Raw genomic sequence first — 16,836 nt, 5'->3', positions numbered from 1 at the left:
CGGCGATGGTGACGGTCAGCGGCGTATCGGGCTTGCGTCCGGCGGCCACCAGCTCGCTCGCGGCGGCGCCGACGGAGTCGAGGGTCGAGGAGACGACGACGGTCCCGTCGGACGCGCCGACCTTCGCGTGGTAGACGTCGCTGCCCAGCGGGAGCGCGTTCCACACCGCCTCGCAGGTGATGGGGGCGCGGTCGTCGAGGAGCTTTGCGGTGCAGTGGACTCCGCGCTTGGTCAGGGAGACGTCGATGTAACGGTCGGCCATGGTCACACCCGTACCCCGGTGTGGACCGGAATCCACGGACAGGTCCTGTGCGGCGTGTGGAGCGTGTGGGTCAAGGCGCGCCCACGACGGGGTCACGAACGGGCCAACTACGCGCAACCAATCCTCATATAACGGGCATTGAGGGATGAGTGGACTCAGTGACTGGGAAGGACCGGCATGACTTCCGTTGGTTCGGGTAGCCGCGCGCCCATGGCTCGACCACACGCAAACCGATCAGGAACCGACAACGGGTCCCACAGAGGTCTCAGCCGCCGCTCCTTGCTCACAGGAGCGGTGGCGCTGGGCGCTGCGGGAAGTCTCGGGGTGGCGGGCTGCAGCCGCGTCCCCGACGAGGGAAAAGTGCTGGGCGGCAGCCTGCTGGACACCCTGAAGGATCAGGGATCCGTGAAAATCGGCATCGCCAGCGAGCCGCCGTTCGGTTATGTGGGAGACGACGGACAGGCCACTGGAGAAGCCCCAGCTATCGCCAAGGTTATCTTCGAGCGGCTCGGCATCGGCGAGATCAAGCCAGTGCCGGTGGACTTCGGCGCCCTCATTCCCGGACTGAAGGCGCGACAGTTCGATGTGGTGTCCGCCGGGATGTACATCAATCCCGACCGATGCGAGCAGGTGCTCTTCTCCGACCCGGACTACCTGATGCTGGACGCCTTCATCGTCAAGAAGGGGAATCCGCACGGCATCAAGACGTACGAGGACGTCAAGGCGAAGGGTCTCAAGCTCGCCTCGGGCAAGGCCTACGCCCAAATCGACTCAGCCAAGGCCGCGGGTATCGGCAACATTCTCATCCTGCCGGACCAGGTCGCCGGCCTCGACGCGGTGGCCCAGGGGCGGGTGGACGCCTTCGCGGGTACCCGCATCACAGTCAGCGACGCGGTGAAGGGCTCCAACCGGGCCGACGCGACCGAACCCTTCCAGCCCGAGATCGACGGTGAGCCCGTCTACGGCGCGGGCGGATTCGCCTTCCGAAAGTCCGAGCAGAACTTCCGTGACGCCTTCAACGAGGAACTCCTGAAGCTCAAGGAGAACAACTACAAGGAGCTTCTCAAGATCGTCAGTCCCTTCGGTTTCGGCATGGCCGACATGACCGACCTCACCGCGAAGGAGCTGTGTGCCGGATGATGAGCTCGGAGTTCCTCACCACCTGGTTCCTGCCGGGTATCTGGATCACGATTCAGGTGACGGTGTACGCGGCTGCTCTGGGCGCGGTCATCGCGTTCGGGATCGGTCTGGCACGCGATTCGCAGTTCTGGATCGTACGTTTCCTCGCCGGCGTCTATTTCGAGATCTTCCGTGGCATGTCGGCCCTGGTGCTGATGTTCTGGATGTTCTTCGCCCTGCCGTTCTTCGGCTGGCAGTTGGTGCCGATGTGGGCGGGCGTCAGCGCACTCGCCCTCACCTACGGCGCCTATGGCTCCGAGATCGTCCGCGGTTCACTGGCCGCCGTCGCCCCGGCGCAGAAGGAGGCGGGCATCGCGCTCAACTTCACCCGCTGGCAGCGGCTGCGGCTGATCGAGATGCCGCAGGCCTGGCCCGAGATGGTGCCGCCGTTCAACAACCTGCTGGTCGAGCTGCTGAAGGGCACCGCCCTGGTCTCCGTGATCACGGTGGCCGACATGACCTTCGCCGGCGGTCTGGTCCGGCTTGGCACCAATGAGACGACCCCGATCTACACGCTGCTGCTGGTCCTGTACTTCGTACTCGCCTTCCTCATCACCCGCGGTATGCGACTGGTGGAGCGCAAGGCGAAGGCCGGGATCGGGCAGCGTCCGGAGAAGACGGGCGGCATCACCAGGAGGCTGAGCCCCCGTGGCGAGAGCCTGCAGGCCGGTTCGCAGTCCGCGGGAGGCATGTGATGAGCTGGGACTGGCAAGTCGTAGACGACTTCATGCCGCAGTTCTGGGACGGCGTGCTGGTCACGCTGCAGGCCCTGGCCATCGGCACCCTGATCGCCTTCGCCCTCGGCCTCGTATGGGCGATGGCGCAGCGGTCCACGCTGATGTGGGTGCGCTGGCCGGTCATCGCGGTCACGGAGTTCATCCGCAACACTCCGCTACTGGTGCAGCTGTTCTTCCTGTTCTACGTGGTGCCGAACTTCGGCCCCTCGATGTCACCGCTCACCACCGGCATCATCGGCCTCGGGCTGCATTACTCCACGTACACCGCTGAGGTCTACCGCGCCGGCATCGACGGCGTGCCCGTCGGCCAGTGGGAGGCGGCCACGGCGCTGAATCTGCCCAAGGGCCGTACGTGGCGCACGGTGATCCTGCCGCAGGCGATCCGCCGCGTCGTCCCGCCGCTGGGCAACTACGTCGTCGCCATGCTCAAGGACTCCCCGATGATCGCGACCATCGGCGCCCTCGACATGCTCGGCGAGGCCCAGGCCTTCAGCAACGAGACCTTCACCACGGAAGCCATCACCGTCGTGGGTGTGGCCTTCATCGTCATCGCCTACCCCGCTTCCCTCTTGATCCGAGCCCTGGAGCGTCGTCTTGTCCGCTGACACCCCTTTGCAGAAAGAACCCGAGAGCAGCCAGAACCCACCGGTGGACGGCAGCGAGCTGATCCGCTTCGACAAGGTCACCAAGCGCTTCGGCAGCAACGTCGTGCTCGACAACCTTGACTTCTCGGTGGACTCGGGCAAACACGTCACGCTGATCGGCCCGTCCGGCTCCGGCAAGACGACGATCCTGCGTCTGCTCATGACCCTGCTCAAAGCCGACGAAGGCACGATCAAGGTCAACGGCGACTACCTCACCCACGAGGAGAAGAACGGCAAGCTCGTCCCGGCGGGCGAGAAGCACATCCGCGAGGTCCGCAAGAACATCGGGATGGTCTTCCAGCAGTTCAACCTCTTCCCGAACATGAAGGTGCTGCGCAATCTCACCGAGGCGCCGGTCACCGTGCTCGGCATGTCCAAGGAGGCGGCCGAGGAACGGGCCCGTGACCTGCTCGAACTGGTCGGTCTGACCGAGCACATCGACAAGTACCCGACCCAGCTCTCCGGCGGCCAGCAGCAGCGCGTCGCGATCGCCCGGGCCCTGGCGATGCGGCCGAAGGTGCTGCTCCTGGACGAGGTCACCTCGGCCCTCGACCCTGAGCTGGTCGCGGGCGTCCTCGACGTGCTGCGGGACATCGCCCGCACCACGGACATCACGATGCTCTGCGTGACGCACGAGATGAACTTCGCCCGGGACATCTCGGACGCGGTCCTGATGTTCGACAAGGGCCGCGTCCTGGAATCCGGTCCCCCGGAGAAGATCTTCGGCGACCCGGAGCACGACCGGACTCGGGAGTTCCTGAGCGCGGTTCTGTAAGCGGAGGTGCGGTCCCGCGCCCCATAGAGGCCGCAGGCCTTTCTTTGGGGCGCGGCGTTGCAGTGCCAGATCTTGACTGTGGCATATGCCAGAGTGGCGCGTTCCTGCTGAGAGCGCCGGAACGCGCCACCCTTCTCGTCAACAGCCCCTCCCCTGCAGCCCTTTGGCGGCTATCGTGGAAGCAGCCTCCGTCCGAGAACGGCCAAGCAGCGCAGGGGGAACCGTGGCGCTCAAGCACGAGCCGACCGCGCCGTACCACTCGGCCCAGGACGCCCTGCGCGTACTGGAGACCGTGGCACGACACACCACCGGCGTCACCGACGCCGAGCTCGCCCGCGCGACCGGCCTCGGCACGGAGCGACTGACCACGCTCCTGCGGATGCTGCGCCGCGAGGGATACGTCGAGCAGGTCGCCGACGACGCGTACGTCACCGGTGCCGCCCTGAGCAGGCTGACCTCGGCGCACGGCCGCGACCAGGCGCTGCGCGAGCAGGTCCAGCGCAACCTCGACCGGCTGCGCGACTCGGTGGGCGCCGCCGTCTACATCAGCCGTTACGTCGACGGCGAGGTCCATGTCACCCAGTGCGCCGAGGGTCCGAGCACCCCCGCCGTGAACGAGTGGGTGGAGTTCCGGCGCTCCGCCCACGCCAGCGCGATCGGCAAGAGCCTGCTCGGCCAGCTCGACGTGAACGCCCGCCGCGACCACCTCGCCCGCCACAAGATGGCCCGCCTCACCTCGCGCACCATCACCAGCGAGCGGGTCCTGCTGTCCCGCCTCGACGCCCAGGCACCCAGCGTGCCCGTCCTCGACCTCCAGGAGTACGCGGTCGGCACGGTGTGTGCGGCGGTCCCCATCACAGCCGGCTCCGCCGTGGGCTGCCTGGCTCTGTCCCTCCCGCTCGCCCACGCCCACCGTCTGCGAGCGGCGGCGGACACGCTGAACCGGGGCGCGGCCCCCGTACTGCTGTCCCTCGCGCTCTGAGCCACCGGCTCCAGCCGGAGGCTGGTCACAAGCACCCCCGCGGACCAGGTACTATTTTTTCCGTCGCCGACCGCAGCAAGCGGGAGGCGGGAGTCATGCGCCGCTAGCTCAGTTGGTTAGAGCAGCTGACTCTTAATCAGCGGGTCCGGGGTTCGAGTCCCTGGCGGCGCACCACCGAAGGGCCTCTCGCGGGAGCGAGAGGCCCTTCGACGTAGGCAAGAGCCATCCGGCCGCGGTCACGGTCACGGTCACGGGGTCATCGTGACGCCGTCGATGACGACGGTGTCGTTGGTGTCGCTCGGGGTCTCCTCGAAGCCGAAGACGTCGGACATCTGGTTGTACGTGACCATGAAGCCGATACAGAACACCGCGGCCACCCCGAGGAACGCCAGGATGGCGCCGGTGGACGCCGCCAGCCTGGCCCGGCGCGGCTCCTTCGCCGTGGCGACCACGTCGCGGCCCTCGGCGTAGTACACGGTGACGAAGTCGCCCTCAAGGATCGTCCCCGGGCCGTCCTCCTCCTCGAAGCGGACCGTCTGGCCGTCGCGAGCCGTGAACTCGTAGACGTGGTGCAGCGTGGTCCTCACGGACGTGTCGTTGCTGCCGCCGTGCGTCGTCGTGAACATCCGCAGACAGCGCCCCTCCGCCGTGAGGCCGCTGCTCCAGGCGCTGCGGATCTGCAGCGAGCGGCGCACCACGCGGTACGCGCCGAAGAGGACCACGGCCAGGATCAGGCTGGGTACGAGGTAGAACAGGACGTCCATGATGCTTCCCCCGAGGTCAGGTACTGCTTGTGGGGGGGAACCTACCCTCGGGGGAAGCACACCTGTCTCAAGTAACGCTCAGAGATCCGGCGTTGGATCCGAACATGCCGGATCAGAACGTGCCGGACCAGAACGTCTCGGATCAGAACGTGACGTCCGAGCAGGCGTAGAAGGCGTTGCCCGTGTCGGCGATCGTCCACACCGCGAGGATCACGTGGTGGCCGCTCTTGCCGGACGGCAGGGTGCCGCTGTGGGAGAGAGTCGCCGGCGGCTGGCCGTTGTAGGGGACGGTCAGGAACGGGGTGGTGTCCAGGGCGGCCCGGGTCAGCGGGGCGTTCTCGTTCCACCCGTTCTTGGTGACGTAGTACCGGAAGTCGGTCGTCGAGTGCCGCGCCGTGAACTGCCAGCGGAAGGTGTGGCTCTGCCCGCCCGTGACCTTGGTGGTGGGCCAGGCGCCGCCGGACGGAGTCTTCGGCTGGTCGAGCGCGCTGAAGTGGCCATGGCCCGCGGAACAGATCTGCCCGTCCGCGGGTCCGGCCGCCGGGAAGCCCTTGGGGCCCTCGACGCTCTGGGGCTCCCACTGGATGGCACCGCAGTTGGTCACGGTGCCGTTGGCACAGAGCTTCTGCCGGCTGATGGGGAGGTCGGTGTAGCCGTGGCCGCTGGCGCCGCCGCTGGAGAGCACGAACGCTCCCGTGGTGGCGAGGCCGACCACGACCGCGTACCACTTGGTCTTCTTGCCGATCCTTTTGCGCATGCTGCCGCTCCTGGAGAACGTGGGGGATTTCCGTGAGCTGTGCGTGCGCATCGCGATGCGTGGACCGATGACTACTCAGTCTCAGGTCTAGACCAAGCCCAGATTATTGCGACCCCTTGAACATGTCCATACCAATCGCGGAAACGTCCATCCCCATCGTCGACACGATCCGGTGGCACCGGTCCCGGGACTTCTCCACCAGCTCCCCGTTCGGGTCGTCGTTCGTCGCGACCCAGTTCCGCGCCTGCTCCGCACTCCGCCCGCCCGCCAACTGCCGGTCCAGAAGGCGCGTTTGGCGTACGCCCCCCGGCGCCTCCACATACCAGCACTCCCGCATGAGCGCGTGCGCCTCGCGCCAGCCCGTCAGATCGCAGGCCAGGTAGTTCCCCTCGGTGACGATCAGCCGGGCGGCGGGCGGCACCAAGTGGCGGGCGGCGATGGGCTCGTCGATGGTGCGGTCGTAGTCCGGTACGTAGATGTCGGCGCCGGTGTCCTCCAGCACCCGGCGTAGCAGCGCGACGTATCCCCACACGTCGAAGCTGGGCTCGGAGCCCTTGCGGGAGGTCAGCCCGAGCCGTTCCAACTGACGGTTGGAGAGGTGGAAACCGTCGAGGGGAAGATAGGCGGCCCGCTCGCCAAGGTGCGCTACCAGCGCGCGGGCGAGGGTGGACTTCCCGGCACCGGGCGGGCCCGCGAGTCCGAGTACGGCACGCGGCAGGCCGCCGGTCAGTCGCCAGGCGTCGGCGGCGAGGTCGGCGAGGTTGGGGCGGTCAGCGATCTCCATGCCCTGTATGGAACGCCATCGCCGGTCCCTCCACCAGAGGCTCTGGCACCCGCGCCCCTATAAGGGCCGCGGGGCCCGACCAGCCACGACGAACCCGCAGGTTCAAGCCTGCCCTTCCAGCGGAGCGTCCAGCGCCGCGAGCCGCCGCCGCTGCATGACCGCGGCAACCTCAGGCGCGTACTCGATCCGCACCGGCTGGACGGAGAACACCTGAAGGCCGGCCATCGCCACGTCCGCCGCCACGGAGCGGGTCAGCTTGGCGCGGAGCGCCTCCGTGTCGGCCGGAAGCCGGGCAAGCGCCGCCTCCACGCACTCGTGCAGGTACCGCTCGTGGTCCTCGACGCCGAGCGCGGCGCGGGCGGTGTCCTTGACCCGCCAGATCACCAACACCACGACGCGCAGGGCGAGCCCATGCGCGTCAACGGCCGGCATCGGCTCGCTGCGCCAGTGCCGCAGCCGTACGTCGATCCGGCGCCGCAGCAGCAGCGGGTTCACCCACATCAGCCCGGTACGCCGGACGGTGCCCCGGTAGCGCCCGAAGAGCCCGAGCACCCAGGCGCACCCGGTCCTCCCGCGGGCCAGCCCGCCGAACCCGAAGAGCCCGACCGCCCCGGACACGGCGAACGCCGCCCACTGCGGAGCGCCGAGCCCGGCACCGGCATACGCGGGCAGTCCCGTCAACTCCCGCGCGAGGGAGGGCAGTACGCCCGCCCACCAGGCCGTCACCAGACACCCGGCAACCCCGCCGCCACCGGCCAGCACACCCACCGCACCCGGCAGCACCCGCGCCGGACACTCCACCAGCTCGGGATCGACGACCGGCGGCATCACCACCGTCTCCCGCCGGGGCACCCGCGGCTGCACCCCCGTCCCCCGCCGCGAACCGACCTGCCCGACCGGCCCAGCCTGTCCGACCTCGGCGGGCCGGAACAGCAGGTGTACGGGGATCTCGGTGGTCGCCTCGTTGCGGATCAGCCGCGGCACCCGGGGCCCTTCAGGGCCCTGCTCCGACTCCGAAGTAGTCGTACTCATCCGGGCGCCCCCTTCAGCTGGAGATGTCCGCACTCGCGCACATTCGCCAGTTTCTCAACCACCACCACCAACCGCATGCTGACGGTCCGAACGACGTACGGGCCCAAGCAGCCGTGGTGAAGCCCGGGGCGGGCCGCGCCCGCTTGAGGGGTCGCGGGCCCCGATAGGGTCGCGGGCTTCGCAGCGGGGAGCGACCAGCCCCCACCGCCCCGCGCACCCTCATCACCGCACCCCCAGCGGAGCGCACCGGCTACCCTCTCGCCATGGCGCGTGACCTGCAGGAGCGGATCAAGAAGCTGATCATCGACCGTCGGCTGCCCTCGGGGGCCTCGCTGCCGACCGAGCCCGAGCTGATGGAGCTTCTCGGCGCCAGCCGGAATTCCGTGCGCGAGGCGCTGAAGGCCCTCCAGGCGATGGGCATCGTCGAGATCCGGCACGGCTTCGGGACGTATGTGGGCCCGATGTCGATGGCGCCGATGATCGAAGGGCTCGCCTTCCGCACGGTCGCCGGGCACTACCGCGGGGAAGACTCCCTGGTCCAGCTCCTCGAACTGCGCGAGGCCGTGGAGACCGGGCTCATCTCACGGCTCGCGGGCCGCATCCCGGAGGCGGATCTCGTTGAACTGGACGCCCTCGTAGACCGTATGGAGAGTCAGGCCGCCGAAGGGGCAGGCCTCGCGGAGACCGACCGGGCCTTTCACGCCACGCTGTACCGGGGCCTCGGCAACCTTCTGCTGGGCGAGGTCCTGGAGGCGTTCTGGGACGCCTTCCACCGCGTACGCACGGATCTCGTGGAACCGCCGCAGGATCCGAAGATCACTTGCCGGCAGCATCGGGAGATCCTCGACGCGGTCCGCACGGGTGATGCGCTGCGGGCGGAGGACGCAATACGAGAACACTTTGGTCACATTCGAACCCGCCTGACCGCTACCGCACCGCATGAGACCATCAGTCCTCCTAATTAGCGCGAATGACCGGTAAACACCGCGTTTCGCGTCTTGCGATCATGATGATCGCCGTAGAACCCTGAACCCTGGGCTACAAGAGGCTGCGGTTACCTGGCAGTTGGAGCCGGGGAAAACGGTTGCAAGTGGAAGCGGGGAGGAGGGGCCCCGTTCAGAGCCCGATGTCGAGGGGGGCATCATGCAACCGGAGGGCCACTGTTCCATGTCTATAGGGTGTGGGTGGTGTGGTGACAGGGGCCTGGTATTGATACGCCTGTGAAGGTCGAGGGGGACCGAACAGGCGCATACGGAACAAGGAGCACGCGATGGTTTGCGTGTGGGGGGATGACTCATGACGTCGACGCCGAACGGCGGCCGGCAGAACTCTGACCCGTCTCAGACGACCCAGCTCAGGGTGCCGTCACAGACGACGACGGGCAGTTTCCGCAGGATCAAGAAGACACTGCCGAGATACGACTACGAGCACTACAGCAGGCTCTCGGGTCCTCTCACGCAGCCCGATCCGCACAAGCCGTACAAGGTCAAGTACCGCTCGCTGATCTCGCAGGAGCCGCACCGCATCCGGGTCGCCCTGATGCTGATCGCCGCCCCCGTGCTGTCGCTTGTCCTGCTCGCCTGGCTGCTGCAGCCCACGCACTGGACCGAACGCGAGAACCCGGTCTACGACTTCCTGCCCGCGCTCGACATAGTCATGCTCGTCTCGATCGGCCTGATCGAGTTCTTCCGCTGCATGAACGTGGTGTCGAACGCGCACGCCACGCTCGTCGCCCGCGACCCGATCCCGGTGGTGCCCGAGTCCGGCACCAGAGTGGCCTTCCTCACCTCCTTCGTGCCCGGCAAGGAGCCGCTGGCGATGGTGACGAAGACGCTCGAGGCCGCGGTGAAGATCCGCCACCGAGGCCTCATGCACGTCTGGTTGCTCGACGAGGGCGACGACCCCGAGGTCAAGGAAGTCTGTGCGCGCCTCGGTGTGCACCACTTCTCCCGCAAGGGCGTCGCGAAGTGGAACAAGAAGAAGGGCCCGCACCGCGCCAAGACCAAGCACGGCAACTACAACGCCTGGCTGGACGCGCACGGCGACGACTACGACTACTTCGCCTCGGTCGACACCGACCACGTGCCGCTGCCCAACTACCTGGAGCGGATGCTCGGTTTCTTCCGCGACCCGGATGTCGGCTTCGTCATCGGCCCGCAGGTGTACGGCAACTACGACAACCCGATCACCAAGTCCGCCGAGTCGCAGCAGTTCCTGTTCCACGCGCTGATCCAGCGCGCGGGCAACCGCTACGGCTCCCCGATGTTCGTCGGCACGTCAAACGCCGTACGGATCAAGGCACTCAAGCAGATCGGCGGTCTCTACGACTCGATCACCGAGGACATGGCGACGGGCTTCGAGATCCACCGTGCCAAGAACCCGGCGACGGGCAAGAAATGGCGCTCGGTCTACACCCCCGACGTGCTCGCGGTCGGTGAGGGCCCCAACGCCTGGACGGACTTCTTCACCCAGCAGATGCGCTGGTCGCGAGGGACGTACGAGACGATCCTCAAGCAGTACTGGAAGGGCTGGTACTCGCTGCCGCCGAGCAAGCTCTTCAACTACACGATGATGATCATCTTCTACCCGATGTCGGCCCTCAACTGGATCCTGGCGGCGCTGAGTTGCGCGCTGTTCCTGGGCCTGGGCGCCTCGGGTGTGAACATCGACCCGGCGATCTGGCTGATGCTGTACGGCAACGCCTCGGCGCTGCAGATCGGCCTGTACGTCTGGAACCGCCGCCACAACATCTCTCCGCACGAGCCGGAGGGTTCCGGTGGTGTGGCAGGCATGATCATGTCCGCGCTGTCGGCGCCGCTCTACGCGAAGGCGCTGATCGACTCCGTACTGCGCCGCAAGAGCAAGTTCGTGGTCACGCCGAAGGGCGACTCGGCGAGCCCGGACACCTGGTTCGGGACCTTCCGTTACCACTGGTACTTCATCTTGATCTTCGCCGGTTCGATCAGTGCCGGCTTCTACTTCGGCAACTCGCACCCGGCGATGGTCATCTGGGCGTCGTTCGCGCTTCTGATCACCGCCTCGCCGATGTTCGCCTGGCGCTATCAGATGCGCCAGGACGCGAAGAAGCCGCCGTCCGCGCCGCCGGAGTCGCAGGACGCCGTGACCACACCACAGCCTCTGCCCACCCATCAGCCCGCCCCGCACGGACAGCACAAGCCGAGCTGGGCGGCGGACGGGGGCAGTGACCAGACAGTGCAAATCGCTCTTGGGGGACGCAAGAAATGAAAGACCGCTCCAGCCGCCGCCGCGCCCGCCGCATCGCGATAGGCGCGGCGGTGGTGGTGGCGCTGGCGGGGATGAACGGGCCGGCGCTCTACCGCTTCGGTTCGGCCAAGTACCACGACTACAAGATCAACCAGCCCGAGTACAAGGCCGCGAACGGCAAGTGGGAGATCGTCGAATTCCCGGAGAAGTACCGGCTGAACACGATCCACGCCGCGCTTCTGCGCACCGGCAAGGTCCTGCTGATCGCGGGCTCGGGGAACAACCAGGACAACTTCGACGCGAAGAAGTTCGACACCCGCATCTGGGACCCGGTCAAGGGCACCATCAAGGACATCCCGACACCGAAGGACCTGTTCTGCACGGGCCACACCCAGCTCGCCAACGGCAATCTGCTGATCGCGGGCGGCACCAAGCGGTACGAGAAGCTCAAGGGTGACGTCACCAAGGCCGGCGGCCTGATGATCGTCCACAACGAGAACCCTGACAAGCCGATCACCATCCCCGCGGGCACCAAGTTCAAGGGCAAGGAGAACGGCAAGACGTTCGTGTCGAAGGACCCGGTCGTCGTCGAGCGTGCGAAGAAGACGTTCGACAAGGAGACCGGCAAGTTCACGGGCAACCAGCCGGGTCTGGGCCGTATCTACGTCGAGGCGCAGAAGCGTGGCGCCAAGTACGAGACGGGCACCGAGGACAACTACACGATCCAGGGCCTGAAGGGCGACGACGCGCGTAACACGTACGGCATCGCGCAGAAGCTGGCCCTCGACAAGAAGGACTTCCAGGGCATCAGGGACGCCTTCGAGTTCGACCCGGTCGCCGAGAAGTACATCAAGGTCGACCCGATGAAGGAGGCGCGCTGGTACCCGACGCTCACCACGCTCTCCGACGGCAAGATCCTCAGCCTCTCCGGCCTGGACGAGATCGGCCAGCTGGTGCCGGGCAAGAACGAGGTCTACGACCCGAAGACCAAGGAGTGGGAGTACACCAAGGACGTCCGGCAGTTCCCGACGTACCCGGCGATCTCCCTGATGCAGAACGGCAAGCTGTTCTACTCGGGCGCCAACGCCGGCTACGGCCCGGACGACGTCGGCCGTGACCCGGGCATCTGGGACCTGAAGACGAACAAGTTCGACAAGGTCCCCGGCCTGTCCGACCCCAAGCTCCTGGAGACCGCGGGCACGGTGCTGCTGCCGCCCGCGCAGGACGAGAAGTACATGGTGATCGGCGGCGGCGGCGTCGGCGAGTCCAAGGAGTCCAGCAAGAAGACCCGCATCATCGATCTGCTGGCGGACGACCCGAAGTTCGTGGACGGCCCCGACCTGGACAAGGGCACCCGCTATCCGCAGTACTCGATCCTGCCCGACGACAACGTGCTGGTGTCCGGCGGCTCCGAGGACTACCGCGGGCGCGGCGACTCCAACATCTTCGAGGCGCGGCTCTACGACTCGAAGAAGAACGAGATGAAGCGGGTCGCCGACCCGCTCGTGGGCCGCAACTACCACTCGGGCTCGATCCTGCTGCCCGACGGCCGTGTGATGGTCTTCGGCTCGGACTCGCTCTACGCGGACAAGGCCAACACCAAGCCCGGCAAGTTCGAGCAGCGCATCGAGATCTACACGCCGCCGTACCTCTACGGCGACGCGCAGCCCACGCTCTCCGGCGGTCCGAAGACCATCAAGCGCGGCGAGTCGGCGACGTTCAAGTCCGAGCACTCCTCGTCCATCAAGTCGGCCCGCCTGATCCGGCCGAGCGCCTCGACGCACGTCACCGACATCGACCAGAAGTCCATCGCCCTGGACCTGGAGAAGACGGACGACGGCATCGAGGTCACCGTCCCGAAGAACCGCAACCTCGTCCAATCGGGCTGGTACATGCTGTTCGTGACGGACGACCAGGGCACACCGAGCAAGGCCCAGTGGGTCAAGGTCCCGTAGTTCCCTGATTTCCCTGATGGTTACGTGACTGGGGGCGCCCTCCTTGGCGGAGGGCGCCCCCAGTCACGTACTGCCTGCTCCTGCTACTGGCTGGCCTTCGCCAGCTCCAGCGCGTACTCCGGCCACCACTCGCCCGCGTTCGGGCCGCCCCTGCAGGTGCCGTCGGACTCGCCGGGGCGCTTGACCCACAGGTAGGCGTCGACGAGGTCGTCGCCGGTCTTCGTCGTGGGCTCCTCGCCGAGCGCGCGGCCCGGCGGGTTGCACCAGGGGTCCTTGCCCTCGGTGAACGGACCGTTGCCGTTGCGGCTGGTGTCGATCACGAAGGGCTTGTTGCCGATCTTCGCCGACAGCTCCTTGCCGAACTTCGTGCTGTCCTCGGTGGTGTAGAAGTTCGACACGTTCACCGAGAAGCCGTCGGCCTGGTCGATGCCCGCCTTCTTGAGCGGATCGTAGAGATCGCTCGCATTGTTGCCCGCGTTGCCCGCGTCCAGGTAGACCTTCGTGTTCTTCAGGGACCCGAGCTTCTCGACGGCGCCCTTGAGGAGGTCGAGGCGCTCCTGGTGGAACTCCTCGGCCGTGCAGCCGTCCACCACGTGCAGCAGGGCGTCCGGCTCCAGGATCACCGTGGCGTTCCGGTCGCCGATGCCGCCGGCGACCTGGTCGATGAACTCCCGGTAGGCGTCGCCGTCCTTGGCGCCGCCCTGCGAGAACTGGCCGCAGTCGCGGTGCGGGATGTTGTAGAGGACGAGCAGCGCGTCCCGATCGGCCTTCTCGGCCGCCTCGGTGAAGCCGCGCGCCTCGTCCTCAGCTTTCTCCGGAGTGACCCACTCGCCAGTGGGATGCGCGGCGATCTTCTTAATCAGCTCGGCTTCTTCCTTCTTCCCCTCTTCCGTGAAGGTGCTCATCTGCTGGGCCGCGTTCCCGTCGGGGTTGACCCAGTACGGGTCGTCGCCCTTGGGCTGCTGGCTGACCTGGCCGGCGGGATCCTTCTCCCCATCGCCGTCGTCCCCGGAGGAGGAACACCCCGCGAGCAGCAGCACCACTCCGGCCACCGCCACGGACGCCCTGGCTCCGGCCCCCCTGCGCTCGTACATCCAACTCCCCCCATGGGTGCACTGTTCGAAGTACCAATCCTGACATACGTGTCTGTGCGGCACCGAGGGCGTCCGCCCCTTGTCGGACAGCTGTTACAGGTGCTCTGAACGGCTCTCGCCGACCCGCAAAGGCGCCGTAACATCTCTAGGCTTGAACGCTGATCCGTCCTAGAGTCGTTCCGGACTTCGACATCGACGTAACGACGCATCGACACTCCGAGGCCTCCCGCGCCGACGCCGGGTTACTCCCGCAGCCCGTGCGCGCGCGGTCGAGGACCAGCCCGGTCGGCGGCTCAGGGGGAGCGGTTGTCGGCCGGGCTAGGTGCGGCCCTCAGTGATGTGGTGGGTGAGATACGCGGACACCACCACGTTCGCCGTGTACGCACGGGCGTCCGGGTCAAAGCGGCCGCCGCAGGTGATGAGGCGCAGCTCGGCGCGTCCCGTCTGCCGGGCTCCGTACGCCTGCCGGGCATCGAAGCGGTCGCGCGAGAGCACCTGTACGTCGTCCACGGTGAACTCGGCGACCGAGCCGTCGTCGCGGATCACCCGCACCTCCGCGCCCGGCCGCAGCTCGCTGAGGCGGCGGAAGACCGCGGGCCTGGACTCGGTGTCGACGTGCCCCACGAGCAGCGCGGCTCCCTCGGCGCCGGGGCGCACACCGGCCCCGTACCACCCGACGGCCCCCGCCCGGGAATACGGCGGCACTTCGATCGCCCCTCGCGCATCGAGCCCGCGGACCATCACGGGCGCCCGCACCCCGAGCGACGGGACGACCAGCCGCTCCGGCCGTGCCGTACCCTCCAACGGCTCGGCGGCGGGCGGCAGTCGGACGCCGAGCGGCCGTCCCACCGCCGCCACGTCACCCGTGGTCGGCGCGGACGCCCCCTGGCGTACGTCGGTCACTTCGCGGCCCCACAGCCACAGCCCGAGCAGCAGCACGGCCCAGACGACGCCCATCGTCAGACGGCCGGCTCCGGAGGAACGCTCCCCGTCGGACATGGCCGCCCCTCACCTGCCTCGTCGGCGCACACTGCGCATCGCCACGGCCACCGCGGCGACGCCCGCCAGAACCAGACCGACCACGGTGTGCGGGGTGCCGGGCCCCTCCGCCCGCTCCTCAACGGAGGACAGCCGCGCGGTCCCACCGCCGCCGGCGCTCACGGGGGCGGTGGGGGACTGGTGCGCGGAGGGCGCGGCGGGCGCGGGCGCGGGGGGCTTCTTTACGACGGTGAGGGTGCCCGTGGCCTCGTCGGCCTGGTTGACCTCGTCGGCCTTGCCTGGCTCGGCAGCGTCGTCAGCCTTGTCGCCGAAGCCGCCGCAGGTGACCTTGACGTCGTACGTGCCCGGGGTGAGCGTCGAGCGGATCCGCGTTTCGCCGACGAGTTCGCCGGTTCGCCCGGCCAGCAGGGCGTCCGCGACGAACGCCCGGGACGCGGCGGCGGTGCCCGACGTCCCCGTCGCGCAGCCCCGCGCCCGTACCTGGATCTCGCTGCCCGGCGTCGGGTTCGACGGTGAGACGGAGACGTCCGTGTCCATGGGGAGGGCGTTCATGGAGAGGGCGGAGGCGGGGACGGAGGTGAGTGCGACGGTGAGTGCACCGGTGACCACGGCACCGGCACAGAGAGTCAGTTGCAGTGAGCCCATCGTGAACCTCCGAATACGTCGAGACTCCTCTCCCGGGCGCGTGCACGCACGTGGGGAGGGGGCTCGGCTGGTCCGTTCGGGTACTGGTTCGGTACTGGTAAGAGGAGCCGTCCGGCTCACACCCGGTCGACGAGGTCCGCGATCGAGTCGACGACCTTGGACGGGCGATACGGGTACCGCTCGACATCCTCGGGCGAGGTCAGCCCGGTCAGCACAAGGAACGTCATCATCCCCGCCTCGAGCCCGGCGAGTACGTCCGTGTCCATCCGGTCGCCGATCATCGCGCTGGTCTCGGAGTGCGCGCCGATGGCATTGAGCCCCGTACGCATCATCAGCGGGTTCGGCTTGCCCGCGAAGTACGGCTTCTTGCCGGTCGCCTTGGTGATCAGCGCCGCCACGGCGCCAGTGGCGGGCAGCGGGCCCTCGGCGGACGGCCCGGTCTCGTCGGGGTTGGTGCAGATGAAACGGGCCCCGCCGTTGATCAGCCGGACCGCCTTCGTCATGGCCTCGAAGGAGTACGTACGGGTCTCGCCGAGGACCACGTAGTCCGGCTCGTGGTCGGTGAGGACGTACCCGATGTCGTGCAGCGCCGTGGTCATGCCCGCCTCACCGATGACGTAGGCGGTGCCGCCGGGCCGCTGGTCGTCCAGGAACTGGGCGGTGGCCAGGGCGGAGGTCCAGATGTTCTCGACGGGTACGTCCAGACCCATGCGCTGGAGGCGGGCGTGCAGGTCGCGGGCGGTGTAGATGGAGTTGTTGGTGAGCACGAGGAAGGGCCGCCCGGACTCCCGGAGCTTCTTGATGAAGGCGTCGGCGCCGGGGATGGGCACGCCCTCGTGGATGAGTACACCGTCCATGTCGGTGAGCCACGACTCGATGGGCTTGCGCTCTGCCATGTCCGGTCTCCTGACGTACGCGTGTGCCAGCGTCTCAGGGTAGCCAGCGCCCGGATCTTGGTGGAGGGGCGTCCGCCCTGTGGGCAGGGGCGGGCAGGTAGCGAAG

Annotated in this window: 16 protein-coding genes, 1 tRNA gene and 1 pseudogene; 9 read left to right on the top strand and 9 right to left on the bottom strand. The window is 67.8% G+C overall.

The features are described 5' to 3' along the window. A pseudogene (locus tag G6048_RS38975) lies at positions 1 to 181 on the bottom strand (hypothetical protein); the annotation flags it as partial. A 291-nt stretch (positions 182 to 472) separates the two neighbouring features. On the opposite strand from G6048_RS38975, the gene ehuB reads away from it, so the two are divergent. The 6 genes from ehuB (at position 473) to G6048_RS38945 (ending at position 4,753) form a co-directional block, all read left to right on the top strand. After that, positions 473 to 1,402 carry an ectoine/hydroxyectoine ABC transporter substrate-binding protein EhuB gene (gene ehuB, locus G6048_RS38970; RefSeq protein WP_165344326.1) on the top strand — a complete coding sequence of 310 codons (930 nt, stop codon included), beginning with the start codon at positions 473 to 475 and terminating at the stop codon, positions 1,400 to 1,402. Further along, positions 1,399 to 2,136 (top strand): ectoine/hydroxyectoine ABC transporter permease subunit EhuC, encoded by a 738-nt coding sequence (gene ehuC / locus G6048_RS38965; RefSeq protein WP_165344325.1) that lies wholly within the window; start codon positions 1,399 to 1,401, stop codon positions 2,134 to 2,136. Before ehuB ends, ehuC begins: the two co-directional genes overlap by 4 nt. Next, positions 2,136 to 2,783, top strand: a complete 648-nt coding sequence (ehuD, locus tag G6048_RS38960) for an ectoine/hydroxyectoine ABC transporter permease subunit EhuD (protein WP_165344324.1) — start codon at positions 2,136 to 2,138, stop codon at positions 2,781 to 2,783. Before ehuC ends, ehuD begins: the two co-directional genes overlap by 1 nt. 43 nt (positions 2,784 to 2,826) lie before the next feature. Further along, a complete protein-coding gene (gene ehuA, locus G6048_RS38955) occupies positions 2,827 to 3,597 on the top strand; it encodes an ectoine/hydroxyectoine ABC transporter ATP-binding protein EhuA (RefSeq protein ID WP_033328939.1) in 771 nt (256 codons plus the stop codon). A gap of 223 nt (positions 3,598 to 3,820) precedes the next feature. Further along, on the top strand, positions 3,821 to 4,579 hold the full coding sequence (locus G6048_RS38950) for an IclR family transcriptional regulator (RefSeq protein ID WP_165344323.1): 759 nt from the start codon (positions 3,821 to 3,823) through the stop codon (positions 4,577 to 4,579). Positions 4,580 to 4,676: 97 nt separating this feature from the next. Further along, positions 4,677 to 4,753: transfer RNA gene (locus G6048_RS38945), tRNA-Lys, on the top strand. Between the two features lie 74 nt (positions 4,754 to 4,827). Here G6048_RS38945 and G6048_RS38940 read toward each other — a convergent pair. The 4 genes from G6048_RS38940 to G6048_RS38925 form a co-directional block, all read right to left on the bottom strand. Continuing rightward, positions 4,828 to 5,343 carry a DUF3592 domain-containing protein gene (locus G6048_RS38940; RefSeq protein ID WP_235990914.1) on the bottom strand — a complete coding sequence of 172 codons (516 nt, stop codon included), beginning with the start codon at positions 5,341 to 5,343 and terminating at the stop codon, positions 4,828 to 4,830. 142 nt (positions 5,344 to 5,485) lie between these two features. Next, positions 5,486 to 6,100: a lytic polysaccharide monooxygenase auxiliary activity family 9 protein gene (locus tag G6048_RS38935; RefSeq protein ID WP_206342677.1), complete on the bottom strand. Its 615-nt coding sequence runs from the start codon at positions 6,098 to 6,100 to the stop codon at positions 5,486 to 5,488. A gap of 103 nt (positions 6,101 to 6,203) precedes the next feature. Beyond that, positions 6,204 to 6,884: a nucleoside/nucleotide kinase family protein gene (locus G6048_RS38930; protein WP_165344322.1), complete on the bottom strand. Its 681-nt coding sequence runs from the start codon at positions 6,882 to 6,884 to the stop codon at positions 6,204 to 6,206. A gap of 102 nt (positions 6,885 to 6,986) precedes the next feature. Beyond that, on the bottom strand, positions 6,987 to 7,916 hold the full coding sequence (locus G6048_RS38925; protein WP_165344321.1) for an SPFH domain-containing protein: 930 nt from the start codon (positions 7,914 to 7,916) through the stop codon (positions 6,987 to 6,989). 263 nt (positions 7,917 to 8,179) lie between these two features. On the opposite strand from G6048_RS38925, the gene G6048_RS38920 reads away from it, so the two are divergent. From G6048_RS38920 to glxA, 3 genes are all read left to right on the top strand, one after another. Further along, positions 8,180 to 8,881, top strand: a complete 702-nt coding sequence (locus tag G6048_RS38920) for a FadR/GntR family transcriptional regulator (protein WP_165344320.1) — start codon at positions 8,180 to 8,182, stop codon at positions 8,879 to 8,881. A gap of 331 nt (positions 8,882 to 9,212) precedes the next feature. Further along, a complete protein-coding gene (locus tag G6048_RS38915) occupies positions 9,213 to 11,162 on the top strand; it encodes a glycosyltransferase family 2 protein (RefSeq protein ID WP_165344319.1) in 1,950 nt (649 codons plus the stop codon). After that, positions 11,159 to 13,096: a radical copper oxidase GlxA gene (gene glxA / locus G6048_RS38910; RefSeq protein WP_165344318.1), complete on the top strand. Its 1,938-nt coding sequence runs from the start codon at positions 11,159 to 11,161 to the stop codon at positions 13,094 to 13,096. Before G6048_RS38915 ends, glxA begins: the two co-directional genes overlap by 4 nt. 83 nt (positions 13,097 to 13,179) lie before the next feature. Here the strand turns inward: glxA and G6048_RS38905 are convergent, their stop codons facing one another. From G6048_RS38905 to G6048_RS38890, 4 genes are all read right to left on the bottom strand, one after another. Next, positions 13,180 to 14,190 (bottom strand): glycoside hydrolase family 6 protein, encoded by a 1,011-nt coding sequence (locus G6048_RS38905; RefSeq protein ID WP_165344317.1) that lies wholly within the window; start codon positions 14,188 to 14,190, stop codon positions 13,180 to 13,182. Between the two features lie 318 nt (positions 14,191 to 14,508). Further along, on the bottom strand, positions 14,509 to 15,189 hold the full coding sequence (locus G6048_RS38900; protein ID WP_165344316.1) for a class F sortase: 681 nt from the start codon (positions 15,187 to 15,189) through the stop codon (positions 14,509 to 14,511). 9 nt (positions 15,190 to 15,198) lie between these two features. Continuing rightward, positions 15,199 to 15,834: a hypothetical protein gene (locus tag G6048_RS38895; protein WP_165344315.1), complete on the bottom strand. Its 636-nt coding sequence runs from the start codon at positions 15,832 to 15,834 to the stop codon at positions 15,199 to 15,201. A 116-nt stretch (positions 15,835 to 15,950) separates the two neighbouring features. Next, positions 15,951 to 16,730 carry an HAD-IIA family hydrolase gene (locus G6048_RS38890; protein ID WP_165344314.1) on the bottom strand — a complete coding sequence of 260 codons (780 nt, stop codon included), beginning with the start codon at positions 16,728 to 16,730 and terminating at the stop codon, positions 15,951 to 15,953. Positions 16,731 to 16,836: the final 106 nt, after the last annotated feature.

Origin of the sequence: Streptomyces ureilyticus, assembly GCF_011045025.1 — a bacterium.
Classification (GTDB): Bacteria; Actinomycetota; Actinomycetes; order Streptomycetales; family Streptomycetaceae; genus Streptomyces; species Streptomyces ureilyticus.
The sequence above is the reverse complement of the archived record's forward strand: the minus strand, read 5'-3'. Positions and strand labels throughout refer to the sequence as shown.

Excerpts from the sequence above, each read along its gene's own strand:
- ehuB (WP_165344326.1), top strand. The coding sequence starts at position 473 with ATGGCTCGACCACACGCAAACCGATCAGGAACCGACAACGGGTCCCAC.
- ehuC (WP_165344325.1), top strand. The coding sequence starts at position 1,399 with ATGATGAGCTCGGAGTTCCTCACCACCTGGTTCCTGCCGGGTATCTGG.
- ehuD (WP_165344324.1), top strand. The coding sequence starts at position 2,136 with ATGAGCTGGGACTGGCAAGTCGTAGACGACTTCATGCCGCAGTTCTGG.
- G6048_RS38940 (WP_235990914.1), bottom strand. The coding sequence starts at position 5,343 with ATGGACGTCCTGTTCTACCTCGTACCCAGCCTGATCCTGGCCGTGGTC.
- G6048_RS38935 (WP_206342677.1), bottom strand. The coding sequence starts at position 6,100 with ATGCGCAAAAGGATCGGCAAGAAGACCAAGTGGTACGCGGTCGTGGTC.
- G6048_RS38930 (WP_165344322.1), bottom strand. The coding sequence starts at position 6,884 with ATGGAGATCGCTGACCGCCCCAACCTCGCCGACCTCGCCGCCGACGCC.
- G6048_RS38925 (WP_165344321.1), bottom strand. The coding sequence starts at position 7,916 with ATGAGTACGACTACTTCGGAGTCGGAGCAGGGCCCTGAAGGGCCCCGG.
- G6048_RS38920 (WP_165344320.1), top strand. The coding sequence starts at position 8,180 with ATGGCGCGTGACCTGCAGGAGCGGATCAAGAAGCTGATCATCGACCGT.
- G6048_RS38915 (WP_165344319.1), top strand. The coding sequence starts at position 9,213 with ATGACGTCGACGCCGAACGGCGGCCGGCAGAACTCTGACCCGTCTCAG.
- glxA (WP_165344318.1), top strand. The coding sequence starts at position 11,159 with ATGAAAGACCGCTCCAGCCGCCGCCGCGCCCGCCGCATCGCGATAGGC.
- G6048_RS38905 (WP_165344317.1), bottom strand. The coding sequence starts at position 14,190 with ATGTACGAGCGCAGGGGGGCCGGAGCCAGGGCGTCCGTGGCGGTGGCC.
- G6048_RS38900 (WP_165344316.1), bottom strand. The coding sequence starts at position 15,189 with ATGTCCGACGGGGAGCGTTCCTCCGGAGCCGGCCGTCTGACGATGGGC.
- G6048_RS38895 (WP_165344315.1), bottom strand. The coding sequence starts at position 15,834 with ATGGGCTCACTGCAACTGACTCTCTGTGCCGGTGCCGTGGTCACCGGT.
- G6048_RS38890 (WP_165344314.1), bottom strand. The coding sequence starts at position 16,730 with ATGGCAGAGCGCAAGCCCATCGAGTCGTGGCTCACCGACATGGACGGT.